At 36.4% G+C, this 26,649-nt stretch carries 19 protein-coding genes and 1 tRNA gene; 6 read left to right on the top strand and 14 right to left on the bottom strand.

All coding sequences use genetic code 11. The features are described from left to right. Nucleotides 1–7: 7 nt before the first annotated feature. The 10 genes from JKA74_RS20415 to JKA74_RS20370 all read right to left on the bottom strand — a co-directional run bounded on the left by JKA74_RS20415 (nt 8) and on the right by JKA74_RS20370 (nt 8,864). A complete protein-coding gene (locus tag JKA74_RS20415; protein WP_201433103.1) occupies nt 8–985 on the bottom strand; it encodes an AAA family ATPase in 978 nt (325 codons plus the stop codon). 22 nt (nt 986–1,007) lie between these two features. After that, nucleotides 1,008–1,625, bottom strand: coding sequence for a DUF4159 domain-containing protein (locus tag JKA74_RS20410; RefSeq protein ID WP_201433102.1), 618 nt, complete (start codon nt 1,623–1,625; stop codon nt 1,008–1,010). A 203-nt stretch (nt 1,626–1,828) separates the two neighbouring features. Next, nucleotides 1,829–2,347 (bottom strand): hypothetical protein, encoded by a 519-nt coding sequence (locus JKA74_RS20405; protein ID WP_201433101.1) that lies wholly within the window; start codon nt 2,345–2,347, stop codon nt 1,829–1,831. Between the two features lie 130 nt (nt 2,348–2,477). Continuing rightward, the gene (locus tag JKA74_RS20400) at nt 2,478–3,350 is read right to left on the bottom strand and encodes a M23 family metallopeptidase (RefSeq protein ID WP_201433100.1); all 873 of its coding nucleotides are present in this window, start codon (nt 3,348–3,350) and stop codon (nt 2,478–2,480) included. After that, a complete protein-coding gene (locus tag JKA74_RS20395) occupies nt 3,320–4,231 on the bottom strand; it encodes an HTTM domain-containing protein (protein WP_201433099.1) in 912 nt (303 codons plus the stop codon). Before JKA74_RS20395 ends, JKA74_RS20400 begins: the two co-directional genes overlap by 31 nt. Nucleotides 4,232–4,236: 5 nt before the next feature. Beyond that, a complete protein-coding gene (locus JKA74_RS20390) occupies nt 4,237–4,881 on the bottom strand; it encodes a hypothetical protein (RefSeq protein WP_201433098.1) in 645 nt (214 codons plus the stop codon). Between the two features lie 74 nt (nt 4,882–4,955). Then, nucleotides 4,956–5,294, bottom strand: coding sequence for a hypothetical protein (locus JKA74_RS20385; protein ID WP_201433097.1), 339 nt, complete (start codon nt 5,292–5,294; stop codon nt 4,956–4,958). 48 nt (nt 5,295–5,342) lie between these two features. Continuing rightward, a complete protein-coding gene (locus JKA74_RS20380; protein WP_201433096.1) occupies nt 5,343–5,582 on the bottom strand; it encodes an HTH domain-containing protein in 240 nt (79 codons plus the stop codon). A 299-nt stretch (nt 5,583–5,881) separates the two neighbouring features. Next, complete coding sequence (locus JKA74_RS20375; protein WP_201433095.1) at nt 5,882–7,198, bottom strand: TldD/PmbA family protein; 1,317 nt, start codon at nt 7,196–7,198, stop codon at nt 5,882–5,884. Between the two features lie 25 nt (nt 7,199–7,223). After that, nucleotides 7,224–8,864 carry a TldD/PmbA family protein gene (locus JKA74_RS20370; RefSeq protein WP_201433094.1) on the bottom strand — a complete coding sequence of 547 codons (1,641 nt, stop codon included), beginning with the start codon at nt 8,862–8,864 and terminating at the stop codon, nt 7,224–7,226. A gap of 121 nt (nt 8,865–8,985) precedes the next feature. Between JKA74_RS20370 and dinB the strand changes: the two genes are divergently transcribed. The 5 genes from dinB (at nt 8,986) to JKA74_RS20345 (ending at nt 20,092) form a co-directional block, all read left to right on the top strand. Next, complete coding sequence (gene dinB, locus JKA74_RS20365) at nt 8,986–10,065, top strand: DNA polymerase IV (RefSeq protein ID WP_262895954.1); 1,080 nt, start codon at nt 8,986–8,988, stop codon at nt 10,063–10,065. Between the two features lie 716 nt (nt 10,066–10,781). Continuing rightward, nucleotides 10,782–11,288, top strand: coding sequence for a glycine-rich domain-containing protein (locus JKA74_RS20360; protein WP_201433093.1), 507 nt, complete (start codon nt 10,782–10,784; stop codon nt 11,286–11,288). A 987-nt stretch (nt 11,289–12,275) separates the two neighbouring features. After that, nucleotides 12,276–15,473 (top strand): sensor histidine kinase, encoded by a 3,198-nt coding sequence (locus tag JKA74_RS20355; protein WP_201433092.1) that lies wholly within the window; start codon nt 12,276–12,278, stop codon nt 15,471–15,473. Nucleotides 15,474–15,700: 227 nt separating this feature from the next. Beyond that, on the top strand, nt 15,701–16,927 hold the full coding sequence (gene sbcD / locus JKA74_RS20350) for an exonuclease subunit SbcD (RefSeq protein ID WP_201433091.1): 1,227 nt from the start codon (nt 15,701–15,703) through the stop codon (nt 16,925–16,927). Nucleotides 16,928–17,062: 135 nt separating this feature from the next. After that, nucleotides 17,063–20,092 carry an AAA family ATPase gene (locus JKA74_RS20345; protein WP_201433090.1) on the top strand — a complete coding sequence of 1,010 codons (3,030 nt, stop codon included), beginning with the start codon at nt 17,063–17,065 and terminating at the stop codon, nt 20,090–20,092. A gap of 450 nt (nt 20,093–20,542) precedes the next feature. Here JKA74_RS20345 and JKA74_RS20340 read toward each other — a convergent pair whose 3' ends face one another. The 4 genes from JKA74_RS20340 to JKA74_RS20325 form a co-directional block, all read right to left on the bottom strand. Then, nucleotides 20,543–23,398 carry a M16 family metallopeptidase gene (locus tag JKA74_RS20340; protein ID WP_201433089.1) on the bottom strand — a complete coding sequence of 952 codons (2,856 nt, stop codon included), beginning with the start codon at nt 23,396–23,398 and terminating at the stop codon, nt 20,543–20,545. Between the two features lie 129 nt (nt 23,399–23,527). Then, the gene (locus JKA74_RS20335) at nt 23,528–24,304 is read right to left on the bottom strand and encodes a patatin-like phospholipase family protein (protein ID WP_201433088.1); all 777 of its coding nucleotides are present in this window, start codon (nt 24,302–24,304) and stop codon (nt 23,528–23,530) included. Next, complete coding sequence (locus JKA74_RS20330) at nt 24,304–25,152, bottom strand: MBL fold metallo-hydrolase (protein ID WP_201433087.1); 849 nt, start codon at nt 25,150–25,152, stop codon at nt 24,304–24,306. The genes JKA74_RS20335 and JKA74_RS20330 overlap by 1 nt, the downstream gene beginning before the upstream one ends. 70 nt (nt 25,153–25,222) lie before the next feature. Then, nucleotides 25,223–26,167, bottom strand: coding sequence for an acetyl-CoA carboxylase carboxyltransferase subunit alpha (locus JKA74_RS20325; RefSeq protein ID WP_201433086.1), 945 nt, complete (start codon nt 26,165–26,167; stop codon nt 25,223–25,225). Between the two features lie 318 nt (nt 26,168–26,485). Between JKA74_RS20325 and JKA74_RS20320 the strand changes: the two genes are divergently transcribed. Continuing rightward, nucleotides 26,486–26,559: transfer RNA gene (locus tag JKA74_RS20320), tRNA-Asp, on the top strand. Nucleotides 26,560–26,649 lie beyond the last annotated feature (90 nt).

The raw sequence follows: 26,649 nt of genomic DNA, 5'->3' as shown, positions 1-26,649 counted from the left end.
AGCATATCTATTTTCTAAATCCTTTTAATAATTCATTAACTAGTTGAGTGACAGTGTAACCTTCTGTTCGTGCCGTAAAATTCATTACTATCCTATGTCTAAGAACAGCCTGAGCAACAGATAATATATCATCCGGAATTACTGCCAACCTTCCTTCCATAAAAGCCTTGGCTTTGGAAGCTAATATAATCGATTGACCAGCCCTTGGCCCTGCGCCCCATTCCACAAATGTCTTTACCTTCTCATTCTCACTGGTTTGAGGCCTTGTATTTCGTACCAATTCATTGATTTTTTGAATGATCGAAAGGTCAATTGTGATATCCCTTACCCATTTCTTGGCTAAAAGGATATTTTCAGCCGAAAGCTGTGCTTTTATTTCGTTAGTTATTGAACTTGTTGTTTGTTTGAGTATTTCTAATTCCTCATCTACAGCGGGATACTCCACTATACTATAAAATAAAAAGCGATCTAACTGCGCTTCAGGTAAAGGATAAGTTCCTGACTGCTCTAAAGGATTCTGTGTAGCCAACAAAAAGAAGGGCTTGGGTAGTTCGTATGTTTGCCCTGCATAAGTCACCTCGCGCTCTTGCATCGCTTCCAATAAAGCAGATTGTGTTTTGGGAGGTGTACGATTGATTTCATCTGCCAATAAAATATGAGTGAAAATAGGTCCCTTATTGAACTTGAAAAACCTTTTCCCGGTGGCTCTGTCCTCCTCCAGGATTTCCATGCCAATGATGTCGGATGGCATTAAATCAGGAGTAAACTGAATCCGATGAAAATCCAAATCCATCACTTTTGATAATGACCTCACCAACAATGTTTTGCCTAATCCAGGAACCCCTTCCAATAGAATATGGCCATCCGCCAGTAATGCCATAAACACTTCGTTGATTACGTGCTCCTGCCCTACAATTACTTTGGCCAACTCTATTTTGGCCGATCTAAACCGGCCACTTAATTCTTTTATATCCTGTTCAGTCATTCTGTAATAAAATGTTAATCAATCAGTTAAATAAGGCATACATCACGATGTTAACTGCGAATTTAGTATTGTCTTCCGCCAACCATCTTTTATTTCTAAAATCATAATCCCATTCGCAACCATAATCTTTATTGCTGTACAAAACTCTGATTTTATCATCAACTGTAATGGCTTTTAAGTAATCATGTACAATATCATCTCCCCAACCATTCAGCTCCTGGGTAGTAGTTGGGGGCCCATCCTCAAATTCAAAAAAGCTGTAATAAATGTCATGATCGTTGGGGATTTTCTTCAAAGCTCCATTGCCATATATTTCAGCCATTTGGTTCTCAAATGATTTTGCAAAAAGCCCATCAATATCATGGTTACAATCGTCTACGAAGATGAAGCCACCATTTTGGATGTGCTTTTCAAAATTTTCCCTTTCCCGCCTGGTAAACTGTACCAGTTTATGGCCACTCAAGTAACAAAACGGGCTTTTGAAGATTTCTTCACTACTTAAAGGAATCACTTTTTCTACTGTATCCACAGGGATATTGGTATATTCAATCAGAGAATTCAATAAATTGCTGGGCATCCGCTGATCTACATTCCAGTCTCCGGATTCGTACTGCAAGCGTGTAAAGAAAAACTCATTCATTACTGCTATTTTACGGCAAAAAGTTGGCTACAACAATGATAAGTCAGGGAATTATATAAATGGTTGGTTTTGGGTATAGATTTAATAAATATAAACCAGGTAAATATTATTTAAGACAGGTTGAAAAAAGCGGGTAATATTGAAAACCAGCTTTTTATTGAGGTTTTTGGAAGGTAATCGCCTGCTTTCTTAACATAGCGGTGTTAATTCCTTTTCAGGAAGAACTTAAAAGCCAAATTAACAGAGATGAATTGCGCAATTACTATAGCAATAAAATTCATGAAAATATTCTGCAGAAAAAGTGGCATTCGGGAAAATGTTTCAAGCGTAATTTCATCCATATTTCCTGATGCAAACATCGAATTAAGTGAAGTACTATATGCATAGGATAGAGTATTATCTACATAATTAAATATTACGGCTACAATCAGGCAAAAAAGAAGAGTAAATAATGTGGAAAGTAGAGTCAGTTTGAACTTGTTTTTACTAAAATATGATTGATTATGATTCAATACATAGGGTTTTAGGAGGGAAAGATTGACTATCATGATAATCACAAATAAAATAATACCTAATAAAATGGAAGTAAGCGAGACTTCCAAGTCGCTAAAACCTCCCCCACTTTGATAAAAATTGTTGACTAATAGAAAATTTATCAATATTGAAATAGCTGAAATAATAAAACAAATAATTGCAAGGTTTTTGAATGATTCTGTTTTCATGTGTATATAATTGTTTTTAAGTTACCACATGGAATAGTCCAGCTGTCAGAATACCTGAAAACCGTCACATTTACTCTTAATATTCATGCTCGGTTTGTCCCGAGTACCCGGGATGACTATTTCATATCTTTTATTTTTTATTTTCTACCACTACGCCATTATTTAACCATCCATTCTCCAGGCTCGCAAATTTAATGGGAACGCCCACACCCCAATAAAAAGAAGCGCTGTCCTGTACATGAAAATGAATATGTGGTTCAGTTGAATGTCCGGAATTACCACAATAACCTAATAATTCTCCCTGCTTTACTGCCTGACCTTCTTTCACACGTATAGAGTTAGATTTAAAATGAGCTATAAAGCTAAACTCCTTATTGTTGTGCTTGATCATCAAGAAATTACCTCTGAAATCTTTTGTCCAATAATTAATACTTCCGGGCTTATCGTAATCAGTCATTCCATCATTTACTTTTATCACTTTTCCGTCAGCAGGGCATACTACCTCTGCTCCAAAACAATAATAGTCTTCCGTTTTACCTGCATCTTCATGATAAGATTTGTTACTTTCATCCATCATGACAAAATCATAGGCGTAACGCTGATTATAGATACTCCAGGAATGGGAATTCTTTTTAGTTAGCCCACCATTATACACATACCATTTACCTTTGAATGGCAATTGAAAGGAAGCTGTATTGGTAAAAGTATGCCAATCAATGGATTTGGGTGGCTTATAAAACGTTCTACAGCCAATCCCTATCAATTGCATAAATGATTGTACAAACAGATTAGGATGATATAAGACAGGTTCTCTTAATTCCCTTGCTGGTTTCTTTTTAAAAATATTTTCTATCCCTTCATAAACAACATCCGCTATGATGAATAACAAAACATACTTAAAAGGCTCATACAACGGATATAAAAATATAAGGAAATAAAATATACGGTATATTTTCAATTCAAAAAAGGCTCTTAAATACGATATAATTTTCGAATTTTCCATTTTCCTGCAAATTTTAAAGACTTAAGTCGTTGTGTGAGCACTTCCCATTCCTTATTGGTTAAAAATAAACAGTAGGCCATTATAAATACAAATTGAAAATCGTAAATCATCATCAAAGAGAATATACTAAGATGTAAAAGTATGCCCGCAACCATAAGTGGATAACGAATCTTTTTGATCCAGATCAATACCGGAAAATATAATTCAAGAAATAAGGTTCCATAGGTACTGATAGTGATGAAGTAGCCATTTTGAGCCAATTGTTCATTAAAAGGAGTTCCCTGGAAGCGTTCAAGTGATAAAGTATAGTAAGAAGCCACTCCATTAAACCAAACATCAGAATGAAGCTTAAAAATACCTGAAACAAAATAGGCCAGGCAAAGATGGATCAGTATTGAATAAGCTGAAAGCCTGGTAAATAAATTATTAAGGTTATTAAGAATTTGGTTTTGGTAGCTTACTTTTTTTAGTACAAAATATTGGAACGAATCTGCAAAGATCAAATAGAGTAATATGAATTTCATTAAATTATCCCCACCATTCAATACAAGCCCGTTCATTCTTTGAAAAAGTTCAAACAATAGGAAAATAAAGAAAATGGTCAACCTCTTTCCAATTCCGAAGATCATGAAAACGCACAGGATTGAAAACACAAATGTAATTTCCGCATGAAATTCCCTAATCCAGGAACCCATTTCAATAAAGCCTAAAAAGAAAATATTCTCGTGGGCTACAAAGCTCTGGGAACCATACAGTATCTCGCCACTTGTAATATTGAAGAATATTTTTCTGATTAAAAACACACCAATTATAACACGCAGCAAGGCCAAAGCATAGGTTCTGTTGCTTTTTTGATATAAACTTGATACATCCAGTTTCATGACATCTAAATTAATGGTGATTCAAAAATCTTAGATTGCTTTCTTTCTATATCTTTAATATTCCCTCTTTCTGAGAAAGGCGGAATAGATTCATTGACGATATAGAATCTATATTTATACCGGGTTAAATCAATATTATTTCTGACAGCAACAATTTCACCGTAGTTCGCCAAAGTTTGCACTGCTTTAAGATACTCTCGATTATCCCAGGTAAACTCCATCAAAGGACGGATAAACTTATCTTCGCTTGAATCAGGAAATTGAAATTTAATACTCTTGCGTTGATCTACCAGAAAATCATTGATTTGAATCATCGAATTGTTTAGGATATAATCAATGACTTCATATTTGGCATTAAAAGGTGCTTTTTCCCTTTTAGAATTGACAATGGGCTTAGCTGCTTCCAAAACAATAGTATCCTCAGAATCTATACTATGAAATGCATAGTACAGCCTATCATTGTGTTTTGGGGGTGGTGCAAAAAAAGACCATTTCTGGAATAATACTGAATTAAACACTTTCTCTCCCTCAAGGTGTTGTAGTTTTATATAGTTATCAGGTAGGTTGTAGAATATTGTTACCAACCAATAGCAGAGAAAAATTGCCAAAACAGGTATTGCCAGGAAAGTAGTTTTATTTTCAATTTTCATTTTAATAATATTTAAAAACAATTATATAGATGAAAGTGAAAAATCAGGCGGTCGAAACCACCTGAATGATGTACTTAGTTTAGCTGAGCAAGACGCATATCTTTTTCAGCTTCTAAGTTAATTGCCAACTCTTCTTGTGGTTCATTTCCACAAAAAGAGCATACCAATGTGTAGGCAACGGCTGATCTCACTGCTGCTTTGGTGACCAGGGCCGCAGCTCTTGCAGTAAGGATTACCGCTGGAGTAGCAGCGTATGTCGCGCCATCAGCATCGTATACACTACTCTTGTAAACAACTTCTCCTGCACCTGCCATTTCATTATTTGCAGGAACATAATGCAGGGCCACATTAGCGAAGCAAACCGCAGCTATAACTAGTGCTGCAAATCCATTTTTAAGTTTTGCGTTTGACATAATTATATTTGTTTGGTTAGACTGTAAAAGTATAGTGATACAGTGCAATTATATTGCACTGTCTAAAAAAAATTCCTGAAAAAAGAATTCTTCTTCGTAATAATAGGTATTTGTTTTTCTACAGAACTTAATATTGGCTCCATGGTCTCTGAATAGCTCAAGATAGAGAAATAAAGTTCTTCTTGAAATATTTAATCTGGTACAAAGTTCATCTGCTTTGCCTGTATTTCTTCTTTTGATTAGTTTGTGGAGCAGTTGAATACGTTGGAAGTAGTTTAGATATCTCATAGGGTACGATTTTGGTTATAAATACTAAAGTAATTAAATTCACTTTACTAAGTCAAGTAAAAAATTGTTTCAATATTGAGAAAGATATCGCTTATTATAATCTGTTTATCAACATATTAAGACCGGCTATTCTAAAATCCTAAATAAGGAAAAGGAACCACTAGTTTGAAGCAAAAAAAATAGCGCTCAAATTTAATTGAACGCTATTTTAAAAGTTATTAAGTTACAATTCAAGATGAGACATGAAGCATGGCTCATTTATAAACAATTATCATTTATACTAAAAAGTATAAATAATATTAAACTGCATCAGATAAACTTGTAAAGGTAAAGTCTCTGATTTTCATCACCGGAATTAAATTACCATCTACTCTTTGTTGCTGACCTAATGCTTCCAGATTATTCAACATAATCACTGGACTTTCATTGAATCGCATATTTTTGATCGGATGCTTGATTTTACCATTCTCTATATAGAAAGTTCCATCGCGGGTAAGTCCTGTATACAGCAATGTTTGCGGATCTACAGACCTGATATACCATAAGCGGGTAATGAGAATACCACGTTCAGTACTTTTAATTAATTCTTCAGTAGTAGCACCTCCACCTATCATAATACCATTGGATGGCGGTGGAACTGGTTTTACACCCTGTTTATCAGCCCAATATCTGTTGTAAAACATGTTTTTTACCACACCGTTTTCTATCCAGCTCACTTTTTCCCGGGGTAAGCCATCTCCTGACCAGCTATTAGCAGGTACTTCTTCATGGAATGGGTCTGAGTAAATAGTCACTCTTTCATCCACAAGCTTCTCTCCCACTTTATTACCCCCACCTTTTTTGGCCAAAAAACTTCTACCTTCATCCGCCTGACGTGCTCCCATATTGTAGAGCATATTACGCAATAAATCAGATCCTGCGGCAGGCTCTAAAATTACTGTGTATTTACCAGGCTCAATGGCTTTGGCATCTCTTGACATTACTGCTTTATCTAAAGCCACTTTGGAAGCTTCAGCCGCATTGAACCTGCTTACATCGTTAAAATCCCTGGTCACCCAACCAGAACCTGTTCCGTCATTGGTTCGCATAGTAACAGTAAATTCCAAGTTAGAACGTTTAGAATAAGCAAATAATCCTTTGCTATTCATAATACTTGAAAAACCGGCTCCGTCTTCCAGAAAGCCTGCAGCTGTAACATCCTTCGCTTTGGCTGGCCCAATGCTACTATCAGCTACTTGCGCCCGAAATTCTGGCTCAATATCTGCTGTTCTCTGATAGAAAGTTTTTGATTCCTTATATTCCTGAGGGCCCAGAGGCTCCATAAACTCAGGGTTTTCAGGAGCTAATTTAGCTAATTCTTCAGCCCGCTTAACCACTTTTTTCAAAGATTCGTCATCAAATTCATTGATAGTTGATGAGGCTGATTTTTTACCGAAATTGGCTGTTACGCCTAAACTCACATCTTCATTGTACCCACTGGTAGATACTGTATTTCTGGCATAACGGATATTGCCTTGGCTACTGCCCGATAAGCTCGCTTCCATACTGTCGGCTGTAGAAAAGCTCATCACCTTTTGCAAAATCTGTTTTGCTTCTTCTTTTGATAATATTGCCATTTTTAAAATAGTTTAAAGCTTCACATTAAATATTACGAGCGGTATTGATCACATTTACACCGTTAAAACGTGTAGTAGAACTACCATGGGATACAGCACTTATCTGTGAGGGTTGGCCCTTGCCGTCAAAGAATGAACCGAAAGTTTTATAATCACTTTCATCACAAATCTTAGTACATGAATTCCAGAATTCCTGTGTGTTGGATTGATAGGCAACATCATTTACCGGACCTTTTATCTTCCCGTTCTCTATTTCAAAGAATAGGGTTCCTCCAAACTGGAAATTATAACGTTGCTGGTCAATAGAATAAGAACCACGACCTACAATGTAAATCCCCTTCTCCACATCTTTGATCATATCATCAGGACTATATTTTTCCTTACCGGGCGCCAATGATACATTAGGCATCCGCTGAAACTGAACATCATTCCAACTTTGTGCATAGCAACATCCGTGGGATTCATCTTCATTAATAATATGTGCCTGGTCACGAATTGCCTGGTAATTTACCAATGTGCCATTCTTGATCAAATCCCATTTCTTGGTTTTTACTCCTTCGTCATCATAACCTACCGCACCTAATGAACCTTGTTGGGTTTTATCGGCAAAAATATTAACGATATCACTGCCATATTTAAAATCTTTACCTTTCCATTTATCCAAAGTGGCAAAACTTGTTCCAGCATAATTGGCTTCATAACCCAAGACACGATCTAATTCCGTTGCATGGCCTACACTTTCATGTATAGTCAAACCTAAATGGTTAGGATCTAGTACAAGGTCATATTTACCAGCTTTAATGGAATCAGCAGATAACATTTCTTTTGTCTGTTTTCCTGCAAGGCCGGCATCTTCAATCATGTCATAAGTGCTATAATAATGCATGGTTCCACCAGGACCTTCTTTTTTATCTACTGCACGTCCATCCAAATATTCAAAACCCATTCCCATAGGAGAACTTAATGCTTCCCTGGTTTTATATTTTCCACTAGCCGGATCAATAGCTGTTACATTAAAATTAGGCCATATTCTGTGTATATCCTGGTCTATATAAGAGCCCTCTGTGCTGGCAAAATATTTTTGCTCGTTAATCATAAACAATGCACTGTTGACAAAATTTGCTCCGTTATTGATGGCCTCAGCATTAGCTGAAAGTAATAGATCCACTTTTTCTTTGAGAGGAACTGCCACGGCATTTTTTTCCAGGGGTGTTTTCCAGGAAACATCACCATAAGAACCAACAGGTGCTAAAACTACGGGTTCTGTCTGAATTTTTGAGTTGGCTTTAGCAATAGCAACAGCTGTTTCCGCTGCTTTCTGAATTCCTTTTTCACTTACGTCTTTAGTTGATGCAAAACCCCAGGTGCCATTTGCCAGTACCCGAATGCCTACACCAAATGATTCGGTATTTACTGCGTTTTGCAGTTTATCTTCACGGGTAAAAATATACTGGTTCAAATACCTGCCAATACGAACATCAGCATAAGATGCTCCCTTGCCTTTGGCAGTATTAAGCCCAATATTGGCCAGGCGTTTTTTCTCTGTCACGTCTATTGGTATTTCCAAAAGTCGATTGACATCCACTGCATTTCCCAAAAGGGGTACTGTGAGCAAAGCCCCACCTATTCCCATTCCGGTCAATTGTAAAAAATCTCTTCTCTTCATATGTTTATATTTAAACTTTGAATGGATTAGTTAGTAAATCAGTTATAATTTGTAATTAATATTGCTATTTAGCTATTGGCAATAGGACGGGCGGTAATAAGTCTTTTTAAACGGAGAACCATTGGAAAACCTGATCATACGTAAAATTATACATGTAGATATGGATGCATTCTTTGCTTCCGTAGAGCAAATGGATAATCCTGCTTTACGAGGCAAGGCTGTGGCCGTGGGAGGAAACCGTGAACGCGGAGTAGTAGCAGCTGCCAGCTATGAAGCCAGGAAGTTTGGAGTTTTCTCTGCTATGCCTTCCAAAATTGCAGCCGCTAAATGCAAGGATTTGATTTTTGTGAAGCCAAGATTTGAAAGATATAAAGAACTGAGTCATCAAATTAGGGAAATATTTTATTCACATACGGATTTAGTGGAGCCACTAAGTCTGGATGAAGCTTATCTTGATGTAACTCAAAACAAACAAGGTATTGAGACAGCCACTGAAATTGCTTTAGATATTAAAGAAACCATTAAAAGAGAAATTGGCCTCACAGCTTCCGCAGGTATATCAATTAATAAATTCCTGGCTAAAATAGCTTCCGATTATCGTAAACCGGACGGAATATTCATTATTAAACCTCATCAGGTTGAAAAATTTATTGAGGCACTTCAGGTAAAGAAATTCTTTGGAGTTGGAAAAGTGACTGCAGAAAAAATGCACAAAATGGGGATTTTCCATGGAAAGGACTTAAAGCGCTATTCACTTCCGGAAATGCTCTCTTACTTTGGGAAACAAGGAAAATACTATTATGAAATATGCAGAGGAATTGATAACAGAGCAGTAAACCCCAACAGGATACGCAAATCTGTGGGTGCCGAGAATACATTTTCTGAAAGTGTGTTCACCAAATCAGAGATTATAGAGAAGATGTTGCTCATTGTATCTACTTGCTGGAAAAGATATGATCAAACCAATGCCAAAGCGCATACGATTAGTATAAAAGTGAAATTTGATGATTTCACACAAATTACCAGAAGCAAAACTATTCCTCTTGCGGTAGAAACAGAAACAGTTTTTAAAGACATTGTACTTCAGCTAATTGATGAGCTTACGGTCATTCAGAAAATCAGACTATTGGGCTGTTCCCTCTCCAATTTTGAATGGGAAGAAAGGAAAGTTGAAGTGGAACAGCTGACTTTGGGGTTTTAGAAGAAAATGTAACCATTAAGGGCACCAAGGGAAAAGAGCCTGATAAAACCTGAAGTGGTGATTCTAGGCGAAAACTCTTCCATTGATGAAACCCGATATATTCACGGGATTTTGGTAAAGGTTTTTAGACTTTCTATGGGAGCCATGATCCGGAAGATTACCAGCACTTTGTGGGCGAGCCACAAACTAATTTAAATTTGCATCCAATTCTCCCGGTTATGGATTGATTTTGAATCACATTTTATTTCCTGCTGAGAAAAAGACTTAATTGGTTTAATTCCATTTAAACATTAGGCTAATTCCGCTGTTACAAAATCCAACTTCTAAGAATTATGATAAATTATTAGCTAATTCTTGTCATAATTCTCACTCATTTTCAACATTCCACGTCTTACGCCTTTCAGCCTATACATTAATATATTTGTAATAAAATTAACTATCTCATGATTTATTAAATCGGTTAAACTACAGTATTTCAAATAGTTATAGATTTTCTTGCTTACTAATTATCAGAACATACCTTTGCGCTCTGAAAATTTAATTTAACTCCAAAAAGTACAAGAAATGAACTCTACTACTACAAAAAACAATTCTAAAGCAAACACAGAAAAAGAACAGTTAATACAGAGAATTATTAAGAAAAATAATACTTTGCAACCAACGTGCATGACATTATGTGCTAGTAATTAATTCTGTTTTAGAATTAATCTAAGAAAATGAATCATACAATTTCCACTACCAATGATGAATTACTTTCAGCTTTGGATAGTTATGATGATTTTACAATCATAGAGGGGTTTATGGAAAGATATTCTGTTAGCCGTGAGGAAGCAGAAGAAATCTTGCAAGAAACAAAAAAGTGGTTGTGGTTGGCTTCAGAAAACATTAAAGAGAAAAAAGGCTTTCGTCTTTTTATAGATAACTCTTTGATAATTATTGATGAAATGTGGCACAATTTCATTTTACATACACGTTCTTATCAGAAATTTTGTAATGAAAAGCTGAATTTATTTGTACACCACGAACCTACCCCTGCTTCTGAAAAAATAAGAGGGTTTGATAGTGAGGAAGAAAAAAATAAATTTCAGAAGGTTCAACAAGAAAAGTTAAGCGAACAATTGTCTTATATTTATGACAAATTAGGAGCTGAGACTGTAAGTAAATGGTACGAAGAATTCCCTGAAAAATTTAGTGAAGAGAAAATTCAAGCTTTAAAGCGATAATTCATCAATTTTAAAATTTTTCATTAAGACGGTAGTTGTAATATTATTTACATCTACCGTCTTTTTTTCTTTTAAATAACCAAAATAAATATTCCAATCTGGTCACCCTTATCACAACACAATCACATCCCTATGATCCCCCTCCAATGCTATTTAGTTAAGCCTTCAGGCCTCATCTTTTAATATGATCCTAAAAAATAACCTGGGTTATGTTCTTTTGTTACTTTTGTGGTGGAAATGTGCAACTGTTATTAGAAAAAGCTAACATTATTCTTATACCACAAAGGAGACAAGAGAAAACAATAGTTTTTTTCGCTCGAGCGATAAACTAGTTAGAAGATTATTTTTAACTTAATCGCATTGTGATCCCCTCAAGTCTCTCACAGATTTTCATCAGTAGAGAATCATAAGCTTTATTTCTATTTTCTACAGTAGTAAAAGTCCTATTATCTTCCTTGAAGTTCAGTTCTCAGCCAGAGGCTGGCCAGCCCCTGGCTGGAAAAACTACGAATACTTGACATTAATTTAATACCCATTAATTAAATTACAGCTTCATCCTTTCGCCTGAATATGTTCATGAATTCTTTAAAAGATAAACCTACACAGGTAGGTACAACCAGTAGTGAGTCCAATACTAAGTTCATTAACTTAAAAGAAATTCCTTCTCTTTGTTAAGTGGGATTAAATTATTCCGGCAAAAATTTCCAAAAGCATAAGCAATATCATTTAAATATATCATCCTTCTTAAGACATAAGGATTGAGAAAAAATCTTAACAATAGTCTCCATATATCATAAAGGCTTAATAATTTCCAATAATATTCTATATATTTCTATTTCAGAGATATTTTATCAAGTGAATTTAAAAGGAATACTTTTACATATCAGCAAAACCTCCCTAACTAGAAAGGCTACTGCCTTATTCTTCTTTATTTTCATTTCATATGTTAATTCTTTCAATGGAACTAGTCAATCCTATTTCTCTCCTATGATGCAACATTATTCTGCTAAAGATTATAATGCTGGAATATCAAATTGGGATATGGTTCAAGCCAACGATGATTTATTATACTTCTCCAATCTAAATGGGATACTACAATTTGATGGAAAGGAATGGCAATTTATTAAGATAAAAGGAGGAAAATTTTCACGATCTATCCATAAGGATCATAATGGGAGAATATTTATTGGCAGTACTGATGAAATTGGGTATTTGGATATTGACAGTATTGGAAATACATCTTATCAATCCTTAAGTGAAAATCTAAAACTTAAAAGGTTTGGACAAGTACTTCAAATTTTAAGTATAAGAGGTGATGTCTATTTTATCACCTTTAAATACCTTATCCGTTTTAATCAAAATGGATTTAAATATTGGCAATTAAATAGAGGTATTGGTGGATTTGCTCATCAAAATAAGCTCTACATTAAACAATTCGATCAGGAATTGTTGAAACTTAATAAAGATAGTTTAATAGCTATTTCAGGTTCCAATAAAAAGCTTCCTTCAGTCATAAGAGGCAATATTATTAAAGGGGTTGATACAAATGAAAAATATATTATAGGATTCAGTCAGAATAAAGGCTATATCTTTAGAAATGATTCCATATTAGAGACTCAGGATCAATATCCTTTTGGTAATTCAATACTTTCATTAAGCCGAAATAATGAAGGTCCCATCTGGGCAGCGACAGCAAATCAAGGCGTTTTCAATTTTAATATAGGAGATACCGTCATTGATAAAATCAATATTGAAAAAGGCTTACCTACCAATATTACCTTCAATATCTATTCTGATAATCAGAATGGGGTTTGGGCTATGCATCAAGAAGGGATTACTAGAATACAGGCATTTAATAATTTAATGTTTTGGGGCAAAGATTTAGGTTTAGATGCTACAGTCAGCAAAATATTAAATATTAATAATCAAGTTTTCTTGTCGTCATATGATGGGCTTTACACCCTTAGTAAGGGTAAAAACCTAAATTTAATTGACAATTCTAAAGACAGGCTTTTTAATCTTTTTAACACAAAGGATTTTGTAATTGTATTAGGAGATAATGGACTTTATAAAATCAAAGATTATCAACTGATCAGTATAATCCCTATTCAGGGAGGGACAAATTCATTTCTCTCAAATAATAAGTTGTATATAACAACAGGCAGAAACGGCATCATTCAATATTCACCTGATACTGATCAAACACAAGATTACATTCCAGAAATAAGTGGCTTTTGCAACAGTATCCTAAGCATAGATTCCAAGCATTGGCTCAGCTACAAATCAGAAGGGATTTATTTGATTGAGGAAAATAATGGTAATCCCAAATGGATTTTTTTTAACCAAAGTCATGGACTCCCAGATGTTAATGCCATCAATATTTTAAAGTCAGTTGATGATGAAATCCTGTTTACCACCTCTAAAGGTTTTTATACTTTAAATAAAAATCCTAAAGCTGATTCGAGTAATTTATTTATTCCTCATTCAACAATCACAGATGAAAAGCTGAATATTAATTATATAGACCAAGACAATAATGGGAACTTTTGGCTAACTATAGTTGAACAAACCCAAAATCAATCGGTGTTAAAACTTCAAAGAAATAAAGATGGTAGTTATCAGAAAGTGGAAAGATCCTTAAAAGCCATCCCTATTCAGGATTTTTCTAGCATTTATGTAGATTATTTGGAGGATAGCGTAATTTGGATTGCAGGAAATGAAGGTTTATATCGATTTGATGAAAAAGTAAAAGTTGATTTAGAAATCCCTTTCAATACTTTCATCAAGAAAGTGAGCCTTAATGATTCTGTTTTATCGCGAGGATTATATAAGGAATTTAGGTCTTCGGATAGCATACCAACCTTAATAATTGATCAACCTGATGCATCTGTTCCTAAAATCAAATTTTCTGATAATAATATCAAATTTGAATTTAGTGCGCTTTATTATGAACAGCCGGAAAGAAATCAATTCTCCTATCTCCTTCAGGGCTTTGATAAGGAATGGTCAGGATGGTCAGGCATGAACAATAAGGAATACACCAACCTGCCGGCTGGCAAATATCAGTTTAAAGTAAAATCGAAAAACATTTACGATACAGAAGGTAAAACGGCTATTTACAAATTTGAAATCTTACCTCCCTGGTATCAGACTACCTGGGCTTACTTTTTCTTTAGCATAATAATCGTCAGTATTATTTGGCTTTTGATGTTGGCCTATACTTATAGAGTTCGCCAACATAGAAAAAGACTGAAATTGATAGTAGCTGACCGTACTTTTGAGGTAATTCAACAGAAAAAAGTTATTGAGAAGCAACTGTTGAAAATGTCAAATCTGAACGAAGAGATTAGCCAACAGCGAGATGATATTTTAGAGAAAAATCAAGAACTGGAAAGCTCACAAGAGGAAGTTTTAGCAATCAATAATAAACTCCAGGAACTCAATCATGCTTTAGAGGAAAGGGTGGAAAAAAGAACTGCCAAGATAAAAGACACAATTCGAAAACTACAGCAAACAAATAAGGATTTAGATACATTCACTTATAAAACCTCTCACGATTTAAAAGGGCCTATCAGTAGAATCAAAGGCATATTGGCATTGGCAAGGTTTGAAAACCCTGAAACCAAAACGGATAAATATTTAGATTTGATTGAAAAGACCACCAAAGAAATGGATATTTTATTGAGTAAACTAACTCAAGTTCACAATATCTATAACTCAAAGGTGGAATACAGAACTGTAGATATCCCAACAATCTTTAAGGAAGTTATGGAAAAGATCAGTCCGTTGGTAGAGCAAACTAAATTCAAGTTCCAATTTGATTTAAAGAATGAAAACGAGCTCAAAACAGATGAGACGATGTTAGAATTAATCTTACTCAACTTGCTGGAAAACGCTTTAATGTACGCTGACGATCAAAAAACGCAACAAGAAATAAAGTTGAGCACAGTCCGAAAAGAAAATACTTTCTACCTATCCATAGAAGATAATGGCGTTGGAATACCCGAAAAGCAACTTCCTAGAATATTTGAAATGTTCTTTAGAGGTTCTGAAAAATCAATTGGGAATGGACTTGGCTTATATTTGGTTAAGGTTGCAGTAGAAAAAATTGGGGGAAAACTTAAATGCGAAAGCGAAGAATTTGAATTTACCAGGTTTACTATTGAGTTTCCTTTGAAGGGGTAATAAGTTGGATGACACTCTAGTTAACCACAAAGGGCACAAGAAAAACTCCGTGGCTTCTTCCGATCGGGATAAGTCGTGAAAAAACTTTGAGATCAAAAGTAATAAAACAACTAAGTTAAACTAAAGATACCCTTAATGCCTCATAATAAATTTTTCTTTTGAAATAATAGCAATCAAAATTGTAAGTTTACCTACTAATTGTTTATAGCATAACCTTTGAATTCTATATGAAAATTCTCCATACTGCAGATTGGCATATTGGTAAAAAATTACATAAGCACGATCTGTCTCAGGATTTTGATCTGTTTATCAATTGGCTTTGTAAAGCCATTAAGGAATATTCTGTTGAAGTTTTATTGGTCTCTGGTGATGTATTTGACCTGGCCAATCCTTCTTCTGAATCGAGGAAACAATTTTACCAGGCTTTGGTACAACTTCGGGAATTGAAATGTAAAATTATCCTCACAGGAGGTAATCATGATTCTCCGGCTATGCTTAATGCCCCCAGTGAGATATTGAAAGCACTGGATATGCACGTAATTGGCGGGATGCCGGATGATATCTCTGACACACTTATTCCTGTTGAAAATAGAGTCGGTAAAACAGAATTAGTGATTGCTGCCCTCCCATTTTTAAGAGATGTTGATTTAAGGACAGCCATTGAAGGAGAAACTTACAGTGAAAGAGTTGAGGCTGTGCAAAAAGGGATTCAGAATACTTTCAAAATGGCAGCAGAGGTATGCAAAGTGCAATATCCTAACTTGCCTGCTTTGGCTATGGGACATTTATATGCAGCGGGTATTTCCACTTCCGATAGTGAAAGAGATATCCAGATAGGGAATTTAGCCGCTTTTGATGCAGATCAATTTGGAAACTACTTCCAATATATTGCCCTGGGCCACATCCACAAGCCCCAACAGGTAAAAGCTCAGGTGCCCACTTTCTACAGTGGCTCCCCTATCCCACTCTCGTTCAGCGAATATGCTGATCAAAAAAGAGTGCTGATTATTGATACGGACAACAATTTTAATTCCGAAAGTATTCCTATTCCAACTTTTCGTCAGCTGCTTAAAGTCAGTGGAAATATTGAGCAATTACAGCTTAAACTAGACTCACTGGAAAGTCATGCGGTATTAGACACATTAATTGAAGTCATCTTAAAAGAAGACAATTATGATGCAACTAAAATCATGCAATTCGATCAGTTAGTCAGTAATTTTGATAAAACGGGGTTTGAGATTGTAAAGCATCGGACTGACTTCGCACATCAATTAAAAGGAGCTTCAGAGCTTTATAAGGAAAGTATTCAGCTAGAGGATATAAAACCTAAAGATGTATTTGAAGAAATGATTGCACAACATCAATATGATGAAGAAACCAGAAAAGAAATCCTGATGGCTTTTGATGAACTGCTGGAAGAAGTACAATCTGCCGAAAGTGCCAAACCTGAATAAGTATGAAATGAGCATAAATATTCGAGGGCTAATCCCGATAGCTATCGGGACCAACCGCCAGATAAATATTTATCGCGAATTCCATAGCCTGCCCCGACAATATTGGGGTGGCAACTTAAGAACTAACATATACACATGAAAATTTTAAAAATCTCTTTTCAAAACATCAATTCACTTCGGGGGACGCACGAAATTGATTTTACTAAGGCTCCATTTACAGAAAGCTCCCTTTTTGCCATTACTGGACCTACTGGAAGTGGTAAAAGTACCATTCTGGATGTTATTTCATTGGCTTTATTCAACCAGGTACCCAGGATCGGGAAAATCACCAGGAAAGAAATTATGGAGAAAGGCGCCATCCTTACCCGTAACCAAAAAGAAGCGTTTGCCCAGGTTACCTATGAATGTAGCCAGGGCCAATTTTCATCTAAATGGAGTATTGCCTATAACAGAAATAATAATCTTAATGATTATGAGTTGGAGATTTGCGAAGCAGATTCGGGTAAAATAATAGACTGTAAAAAATCGGAAGTACCTGCAAGAAACGAATTCCTGATCGGTTTAAATTATGATCAGTTCATAAAGTCTGTGGTATTGGCACAGGGAGAATTTGCCCAATTTTTAAGAGCAAAAAAGGAAGAGCGTGGAGAGTTGCTGGAGAAAATAACTGGTACAGGCATTTACAGAAGCCTGGGCATAAGGGCTTTTGAAAAATACAAAGCAATAAGCGGTGATATAAGATCCTCTAAAGAAAGAATTCTGGCTTTAGAAATCGACTTATTGGAGTCGGAAGCTGAAAAAGAAGTGGCTTCCGAATTGACAGCATTAGAAAAAGCTGCCATTCCGCTTGAAGCGAGTATCAAATCGATTGAAAAACAGATTGAGCTGAAATCTACAATAGAAAAGCAGGCATTGGAAATCAGCCAATTGAATTCGCAAAAGGAAAAGGCAGCGGAACAACTTTTGGACTTTGAATCAGCTCATGGAGCGAAAATGAAAGCCCATGAAAGGGTACAAAAATATGCAGAGGGCATTCGGAAGTGGAGTGCTGCAAAGGAGAACAAGCTATCCTTGCAAAAAGATTTGGCCAAATTGGAGTCAGATCTTTCTCAAAATTCAATAGCCAAAGAAGATTGTCTTAAAGTGGCAAGTAATTTTATAGGAACTGAAGTAAGCCCCGAAACTATTGAAGAGAAGATTCAGCAGTTTAGCAAGCAAGTCAGTGACCTACAGCAACAGAAAGCAGATAAAAGTAAGGAGTATCTGAATGTAAAATCCCAGCTGGAAAGGGAGTTAAAAGGAATTGCTTTTCAGTTGAATGAAAAATCTCCTGAGGAAAGTTTAAACCAGCTTCGTTTACTTGAAGCATCTGCGCAAGATGAAATAAAAGTACTTCAATCACATTTGAATAGTATAGATTTAACACAAATCCCGGCAGAAAAACAAGGCTTACTGACTCATCAGGAGCGTTTGTATAAGGCAAAAGAAGTTGATAACAACATCAAAAGTTTAACTGCTGAGATTGAGAAAATTTCGAAAGAAGAAAAAGCCATTGTAGAAAAATCTGCTACATTGCCACAAGAAATTTCAACTGCAAAAGGCAAAGTAGAACTGCTTACGGAACGTTTTCAAAAGCTGAGCCTGGAGAAAGAAAACAAGGAGCTGAAAGCCAGCCTGGAAGATCATCGATCCAAATTAGTAGAGGGAGAGCCATGCCCACTTTGTGGAGCTATGCACCATCCTTTTGCTGAGGGATTACCTCCGCAGGATGATGAATTGGGTGCTAAAATCAGTGAAAGCTCCAAAGAGCTGGAAAGCTGGAAGAAACAGTTGATTGAAAATGAAAGTAAGCTGAAGCATAACAATGAGCGACTGGATCAGGTTTCCATCAATAAAAATCATTTAATTAAAGAGTTAGAAACACTCCAATTATATTTTGAAAAGATTTTTAGCCAATTTAAAGAAAAAGAAGCCACTGTTAATTGGGATGAGCTATTAGAGAAAAATAAATTCCTGATGGCTAAGATTGATCAATTTGAAAAAGCCCAAGAAAATTACTCCTCTTTGCAGTCAGCTGTACCCCTACATCAGCAACTTAATCAATTATTGAAGGAGGGGAAATCGCTTAAGGCTGAATTAGAGACTCTATACACCGGCAAGGATATTTATGGAGATGCCAATAAGTTGCAACAAAAGTGGACCACTCTTCTCCAGGAAGAGAAGTCCCTCATACGGCAAAAAGAGGATTTACGAGCTAAAGACCTTCAAATTCAGAATAGCTTGATAGAATTAGAAGAAAAACTCAGCCCTGCCTTAACAGCTGAAGGCTATTCTTCTATTGGTGAGGCCAAAGAAGCCTTGCTTCCTGAAGCCACTTATATTGAATTGCGAGATCAGAAAGAGCGCATTACCAAATCCCTTGATCAGCTAAAAAGCAGCATTGATTTATTGCAGAATAAACTTGTTGAGCTTCAAAAATCAGATGTTAAGAAGACGAAAGATGAGTTGACCACAGACTTATCGCAACAAAGAACTAGCTGGAAAGAGCTAAATGAAAAAGCTGAACAGTTACGCAGGGCTTTGAAAAATCATGAGGAAAATCAAAAAAGAATAGCTGCCATACAAGCTACCATTGCCGATAAGGAAAAAGATAACCGCAGATGGAAAATATTGGATGAGCTTATTGGCTCTTCCACCGGTAAAAAATTCAACGATTTCGCCCAGGATTTGAGCCTGTCACATTTGCTATTATTAGCTAACGAAAGGTTGAAAGACCTCAACGACAGATATAAAATTGATAAGCCTAATAAAAATGAAGATGATGATGGTTTGGTGGCGATAGATGAACATATGGGTGGACAGAGACGGTCTGTAAAAACTTTATCAGGTGGAGAAACTTTTATTTTAAGTCTTTCTATGGCGTTAGCATTATCTGATATGGCCTCCAGAAATGTGGAAATCAACAGCCTGTTTATAGATGAGGGATTTGGAACTTTGGATCCGGAAACGCTGGATCAAACATTGGATACCCTTGAAAGGCTGCAGGCAGAATCCTCCAAAACCATAGGCATTATCAGCCATGTAGACTCACTAAAAGAAAGAATTACTACTCAGATTCAGCTAAAGCGCCATGGACAGGGTTATAGTACTTTGGAGATAGTGTAAAGCCTCACCCCAACCCTCTCTCCCGGTTTGGCCGGGACAAGCAAAGGAGATGGAGCTTGTTCCTGGAGAATTTAATGGCTTAGGTATAAATATTGATTTCATTTTAATATAAGAGCCAGCTACTCCTTCTTAGGTCAGACCACAGGTCAGTACCGGACTTTGTTCCCACTGGTTATTGCGAGCATGCTATTCCATGCATCATCTATCCGTAGTTTTTAGCGCAGCGAGTTACGGATTATCTTATACAAATGAGTCTGCAACTCAAGATAGTTATCAATTGAGCTTGATTTTTGAGTGCTTGAAATTCAAGGAGTCAAATACTCTCAAAAGCCATAAATCAGTAAAGCTTTGTGAAACTCTCCTGAAAGAAAACGACATTCAATAAAAAAAGGATAGCATTTCCAGCTATCCTTTTTAAATGTGCAATTATTAAATAAACCTCAGAGCTAATTATTTAGTCTCGATTTTGTTGTCTATCGGATTTCCATCCTCATCAACTTTTACTATTTCTTTTAAGCCTAAAGCTTCTACTTCTTTTAGCTGTGTTTTAGCGTCTCCCACTATGATGTAGTTCATTTGCTCTACATTCATATATTTATCCATAACAGCTTTCATATCTTCCACTGTATAAGCTTTTAGTTTTTCCTGATCTTTACTGATAAAGTCCTTCGGTAAATTATAAGAAGAAATCTGTTGTAAAACGTTCAGCTTTTGGCCTAAGGTTTCATATTCCCTGGCTTCCTTTCTAATCATGGCATTTCTCGCTTTATCCAGCTCTTCCTGGTTATACTCTGCTTTATACGTTTCAATCACATCCTTAAATGCCTGAACAGAAGGAGCTGTAACATTAGTTTTAACACTGGAGTAAGCAGCAAATGGTGCTTTCTGGTTAGAAGAAGAAATATTGGAATAAGCCCCATAGGTATAGCCTTTTTCTTCTCTTAAAACCTGAAATAATTTACCTCCTGAATTACCTCCTAAGCCGTAATTAGCAACAGTCAACGGATAATAATCTTCATCGGTTCTTGAAACTGCCAATCTTTGCATCCTAATCACTGACTGCTTGGCTTCAGGGAAATTGGCGAAATATATTTTACCTGTTTCATCAACACCTTTCATTTCATAAGAAGGAATAGTCACCTCTTTCTGAGCCCATCTTTCATTCAGTCCACTCAAAGCTTTTTCAACATCTGCCTGAGAAACACTTCCTGCTACCTGAAAACCAGCAATATTGGGGGCAAAGTTATTTTCATAGAACTCTTTCAAATCGTCAATTGTGATTTGTTCCACTGATTCCAGAGTACCGGCCATAGGTTTAGCAAATATATGCTGATCTCCATAGGTGATTTTATCAGCCACAGTGCCTGCAATGGCATTAGGATTAGCACTTCTTTGCTTGATGTTATTAATCTGTGCATTTTTTAGGCGGTCAAATTCCTCCATATCCCATCTTGGCTCCAAAAGCATCTCTTCAACCAAAGCAATGGTTTCATTGAAATAACGAGACAAAGAATTTCCATAAATAACAATTTCCTCAGTTCCGGTATACATACCAATATTAGCACCTAGTTGGCCTATGGCATCTTCCAATTCCTCAGGGGTTTTGTTTTTGGTTCCTTCCTGCATGATATCAGTCAACAAATTGGCAATACCCGGCTTATCAGGATTGTCCATCATTCCCCCACCTTTAATACGGATACTGAAATTAACTAAAGGTAATTCATCTGATTCTATACCTAATACCTGCATACCATTGGATAATGAAGTTTCATAGATAGTTGGCGGAGTAATCAAAGGCTTTTCGCCCAATGCCGGCTCTACACTTCTGTCAATTTTACTTGGTGTTTTCTCATAATCAGCAGCCATTCCTTCATCACCCAAATCTCCCTTTTCTGTTGCCGGCTCCACTTCTTCAATCTTAACAAAAGCTTTCTCAGAACCATCAATGATTAATTCAAGCTGATCTTTAGGGACAAAACTTGTAATAATAGCAGGTTTGTTTTTAATGTATTTTTCATACACCCGCATTACATCTTCTTTCTCAACAGCCAATGTTTTGTTGATATCATCTGTTATAAAGCCCGGGTCACCTTTGAATTCGTTGTAATTGCTCAACTGAAAAGCTTTCCCCAATACACTGGAAATACCATTGTAAAAGTTAGTTTCCTGCTTGGCTTTGATACGTTGAAGATCTTTTTCTGAAAAACCTTCTTTTTCAAATTTATCCAAAGCCTGCTGAACAGCAACATATACAGAGTCAAGATCGATGCCATCTTTGGCTCTAATGCCAATATTGAATTCACCACTCAACTCGCTGGAGTTGTTATAGGCAAATACATTGGGAGCATATTCAGTTTCTTCAACCAATTTTTTATATAAAGGAGCTCTTTTGCCTTCACTTAATATCTCTGCCAAGGCACTCAAAGCCCATGAATCTTCATGGTATTGTTCTACCGTAGGGTATACTATCCTTAAATCAGGTACTTTAGCAAAATCATCCTCATGATAGAACATTTTGGTTTCTTCCAAACTAACCGGCATAGGTTCCAATACCTCATCATTACCTCTTGATTCAATTTCACCGAAATATTTTTCTATCCAACCCTTCAATTGCTCTTTATCAAAATCACCAGCTACCACTAAAGTAGCATTGTTAGGGCCATACCAGCTGTTATAAAATTCTTTAACATCATCCAGTGTAGCAGCTTGCAAATCTTCCAACTCTCCAATTACCTCCCAGTTGTATGGGTGACTTTCAGGGTATAATGCTTTTTTAATAACATAGCTTCTGTGTCCGTAAGGCTGATTATCCACTCGTTGCCTTTTCTCATTTTGAACAACCGGCTTTTCATCCTCTAGATCTTTTAGTGTAATGGCATTAATAAAGTAGCCCATTCTGTCAGCTTCCATCCATAATATTCTTTCAGTAGCATCTTTCGGCACTACCTCATAATATACGGTTCCGTCTGTCCAAGTACCACCATTAAAGGTGCCACCAAGGTCATTAATGTTTTTGAAGAATGCACCTTCTTCCACATTTTCAGATTTTTGAAACAACATATGTTCAAAAAAGTGTGCAAAACCTGTTCTGCCTGGCTTTTCCCTACTGGATCCAACATGCATTTGGATGGCAACAGCCACAATCGGATCAGATTTATCCTCATGTAAAACCACTTCCAGGCCATTAGGCAGCGTGTATTTTTCATAATCAATGGATAATTCCGCCTTTTTTTCCTTGCTTTCAGGTTGGCATGAAATGGCCACCACCATCAAAAGCATGAGAGCTAGAGCTGATAATTTTTTCATAAATTTTTAGATTTTAATTCTGGTTTTAAGTAATAATTAAAGTAAAATAGTTCATAAATCTAATAAAAAAAAAGACCAAAGGAAGGGATTTATTTTGAATGGTCTTATTATTCTATAGAATGTATGTAGTTACCTGGATTCTGCCATCTTTTTTAGCAATTCCGGAGCATTAGTCAATTCCTGTAAGGCAAATTCATAGCCAATAGCATATATTTCTTTGGCTTTAGAAAGTGAGAATACTCTATAATCGCCCAATTGATCAGGTTCCATAAACAAATCACAATACTGCTTTTGGGCATAGGTATTAGGGCTGATGGCCATCAAAAGGCATCTTTCTAACATGTCTTTCATTCCCCCGGAGGCAGCATTCTTTTTTAAGTAGTTGCAATTGATCCCTATAATAAAATCAGCTTGATCCCTTATTTGTTGGGCTGGCATATTATTTAAAATTCCACCATCAAAATAGATGTCTCCATTCATGGTAATAGGGGCAAATATTACAGGCAGACTGGCTGAAGCAAGCATGGGTTTGATCAGTTCCCCAGTGGTAAAGTATTCTGTTATACCTTTGGTGTAATTGGTGGTAGCAATGGTAAGAGGTAATTTGAGGCTTTCGAAATTATTATCAGGAAAAAACTCCAAAAGCCAGGAAGTGAGTTTTTCTATTTTCACCAGGCCCGAACTGGCAATTGCCGGTCGTAAATATTTAAGAAAATTCACTTCAGAAAATATCTCCATCACCTGGTCAGGCTTATAGCCTGCTGCCAGAAATGCTCCTGCAACAGCGCCTGCACTTGAGCCGGAAATAACAGCAGGCTCAATACCATGTTCCTGAAAGGCTTTCACAGCTCCTAAATGTGAATAACCTCTTGCCCCACCTCCTGAAAGTGCCAATCCAATTTTCATTATAAAATTTCCTCCAGCTTAAAAGTCTTGTCCAAGCGAACACCCCTTTCAGTATGTTTTACTGTGCAGCATTCATTTTCAGCATCATGTTCCAGGAAAATAATATAATTATTGTCCACTGCTTCATGTAGGAATTTCGCTTTCTCGTCCATTGTTATTAAGGGACGGGTATCGTACCCCATCACATAAGGTAACGGGATATGTCCCACTGATGGCAATAAATCTGCTGCAAACACGATGGTTTTGTCTTTATACTTGATTTTGGGGATCATTTGCTTATCCGTATGTCCATCGGCATAGATAATATCAAATTGGGAAAACGGGGATGCCTGCCCTTTATCCACCATATGTAAATGGCCACTCTCCTGCATAGGAAGAATGTTTTCTTTCAAAAAACTGGCTTTTTCTCTTGGGTTAGGTTTGGTCGCCCAATTCCAATGGTCGTTATTACTCCAATATTTGGCATTCTTGAATTGCATCTCCAGTTGGGTTTGAGCAGCGTCTTTCCATACCACTCCACCACCACAATGATCAAAGTGCAAATGGGTAAGAAACATGTCAGTAACATCATCTGTACTGAATCCTGCCTTTTTCAATGAGGTTTGCAGAGAAGCATCACCATGTAAATAGAAATGGCTAAAAAATTTCGCGTCTTGTTTGTTGCCTATACCATTGTCGATCAATATCAATTGCTCGCCATCTTCAATGAGCAGGCAACGCATAGACCATGTACACATATTATTTTCGTCAGCAGGGTTGGTTCTTTGCCATAATGCTTTGGGTACAACCCCAAACATAGCTCCACCATCCAATTTAAATAAACCTGTTTCTATAATGTGTAATTTCATTTTGTCTGATTTTCAAAATTTTGGTCAAAAAAAAACCGCGGATCAGGCGGCTTTATAATAGTAGGAATGGTTATTTAACCACTCCCATTTTACTAAATTTATCAATTCTTTCTTCTATTCTTTTCTCCGGGGATTTTTTAGACAATTCCTTAGCATGTTTAAGAATAGTTTTTTGAATCTCCGCTGAAATGACCTTCATATTGGTATGGGCTCCACCCAAAGGTTCAGGGATAATCCCATCAATCAATTTATTTTTAAGCATATCCGGAGCTGTAAGTTTTAAAGCTTCAGCTGCCTGTTCTTTATAGTCCCAGCTTCTCCAAAGAATGGAAGAACAAGATTCAGGGGAAATAACAGAATACCAGGTATTTTCCAACATCAATACTTTATCTCCAATAGCAATCCCTAATGCTCCACCGGATGCTCCCTCACCAATGATGATGCAAATGACAGGCACTTTCAGCATGAACATCTCTTTTAGATTTCTGGCGATAGCTTCTCCTTGTCCTCTTTCCTCCGCTTCCAGCCCTGGAAATGCTCCGGGGGTATCAATGAAGGTGACAATAGGTTTATTGAATTTCTCTGCCATTTTCATGAGGCGAAGTGCTTTGCGGTAACCCTCCGGATTGGCCATCCCAAAGTTCCGTATTTGCCTTTGCTTGGTATTTCGTCCTTTTTGCTGTCCTATAAACATAAAGGTTTCCCCTTTAACCGTTCCAAACCCTCCTACCATGGCCTTGTCATCAGCAACTGTTCTGTCGCCATGTAATTCTATAAAATCATCTGTGATCTCATAAATGTAATCCAAAGTATATGGTCTGTCAGGATGACGTGACAATTGTACACGTTGCCAACGAGTCAGATTTTGGAAAGTCTCTTTTTTTAAGGACACAATCTTCTCTTCAAGTGTTTTGATAGCTGAGCTAATATCAATATCGCTGTCTTTGGCCAGCTCTTTCATGCCAGCTAATTTATTTTCTAATTCTACTATCGGTTGTTCGAATTCCAAAAGCATGTTTTTAATTTATTTTATTGAGGTAAATTTAGGACTTATTTATTGAATAGGCATGAATTTTCAACAAAATGAAAATAATTTAATTTATTTTCGTCACAAGCTTTGCATTTAAAAAATATGCGCCTACATTTGCATCACCATATCGGAAAGACGATTTGGAAACAACAACAAAAATTGGTTTTTCAGTTCAAAAAATACACTGAAATTTAAATATTTGATCCGGTAGTTCAGTTGGTTTGAATGCCTGTCCCGAGCAATCGGGAAGGTCGCAGAGTTCGAGTTTTCTAAATTATTTGATTTGTTGAAATAAAAATATTTGGTCCGGTAGTTCAGTTGGTTAGAATGCCTGCCTGTCACGCAGGAGGTCGCGAGTTCGAGTCTCGTCCGGACCGCTAAAAGCTCACTTTTTAAGTGAGCTTTTTTTGTTTAATACCATTTTCATTAATATCGAAATATGGAACCACATTACACCTACATACTTC

Source organism: Marivirga aurantiaca, assembly GCF_016679925.1.
GTDB classification, from domain to species: Bacteria; Bacteroidota; Bacteroidia; order Cytophagales; family Cyclobacteriaceae; genus Marivirga; species Marivirga aurantiaca.
The sequence above is the reverse complement of the archived record's forward strand: the minus strand, read 5'-3'. Positions and strand labels throughout refer to the sequence as shown.

What these genes read in the sequence shown, in the direction of transcription:
- JKA74_RS20415 (WP_201433103.1), bottom strand. Translation starts at nt 985, where the DNA reads ATGACTGAACAGGATATAAAAGAATTAAGTGGCCGGTTTAGATCGGCC.
- JKA74_RS20410 (WP_201433102.1), bottom strand. Translation starts at nt 1,625, where the DNA reads ATGAATGAGTTTTTCTTTACACGCTTGCAGTACGAATCCGGAGACTGG.
- JKA74_RS20405 (WP_201433101.1), bottom strand. Translation starts at nt 2,347, where the DNA reads ATGAAAACAGAATCATTCAAAAACCTTGCAATTATTTGTTTTATTATT.
- JKA74_RS20400 (WP_201433100.1), bottom strand. Translation starts at nt 3,350, where the DNA reads ATGGAAAATTCGAAAATTATATCGTATTTAAGAGCCTTTTTTGAATTG.
- JKA74_RS20395 (WP_201433099.1), bottom strand. Translation starts at nt 4,231, where the DNA reads ATGAAACTGGATGTATCAAGTTTATATCAAAAAAGCAACAGAACCTAT.
- JKA74_RS20390 (WP_201433098.1), bottom strand. Translation starts at nt 4,881, where the DNA reads ATGAAAATTGAAAATAAAACTACTTTCCTGGCAATACCTGTTTTGGCA.
- JKA74_RS20385 (WP_201433097.1), bottom strand. Translation starts at nt 5,294, where the DNA reads ATGTCAAACGCAAAACTTAAAAATGGATTTGCAGCACTAGTTATAGCT.
- JKA74_RS20380 (WP_201433096.1), bottom strand. Translation starts at nt 5,582, where the DNA reads ATGAGATATCTAAACTACTTCCAACGTATTCAACTGCTCCACAAACTA.
- JKA74_RS20375 (WP_201433095.1), bottom strand. Translation starts at nt 7,198, where the DNA reads ATGGCAATATTATCAAAAGAAGAAGCAAAACAGATTTTGCAAAAGGTG.
- JKA74_RS20370 (WP_201433094.1), bottom strand. Translation starts at nt 8,864, where the DNA reads ATGAAGAGAAGAGATTTTTTACAATTGACCGGAATGGGAATAGGTGGG.
- JKA74_RS20360 (WP_201433093.1), top strand. Translation starts at nt 10,782, where the DNA reads ATGAATCATACAATTTCCACTACCAATGATGAATTACTTTCAGCTTTG.
- JKA74_RS20355 (WP_201433092.1), top strand. Translation starts at nt 12,276, where the DNA reads ATGATGCAACATTATTCTGCTAAAGATTATAATGCTGGAATATCAAAT.
- sbcD (WP_201433091.1), top strand. Translation starts at nt 15,701, where the DNA reads ATGAAAATTCTCCATACTGCAGATTGGCATATTGGTAAAAAATTACAT.
- JKA74_RS20345 (WP_201433090.1), top strand. Translation starts at nt 17,063, where the DNA reads ATGAAAATTTTAAAAATCTCTTTTCAAAACATCAATTCACTTCGGGGG.
- JKA74_RS20340 (WP_201433089.1), bottom strand. Translation starts at nt 23,398, where the DNA reads ATGAAAAAATTATCAGCTCTAGCTCTCATGCTTTTGATGGTGGTGGCC.
- JKA74_RS20335 (WP_201433088.1), bottom strand. Translation starts at nt 24,304, where the DNA reads ATGAAAATTGGATTGGCACTTTCAGGAGGTGGGGCAAGAGGTTATTCA.
- JKA74_RS20330 (WP_201433087.1), bottom strand. Translation starts at nt 25,152, where the DNA reads ATGAAATTACACATTATAGAAACAGGTTTATTTAAATTGGATGGTGGA.
- JKA74_RS20325 (WP_201433086.1), bottom strand. Translation starts at nt 26,167, where the DNA reads ATGCTTTTGGAATTCGAACAACCGATAGTAGAATTAGAAAATAAATTA.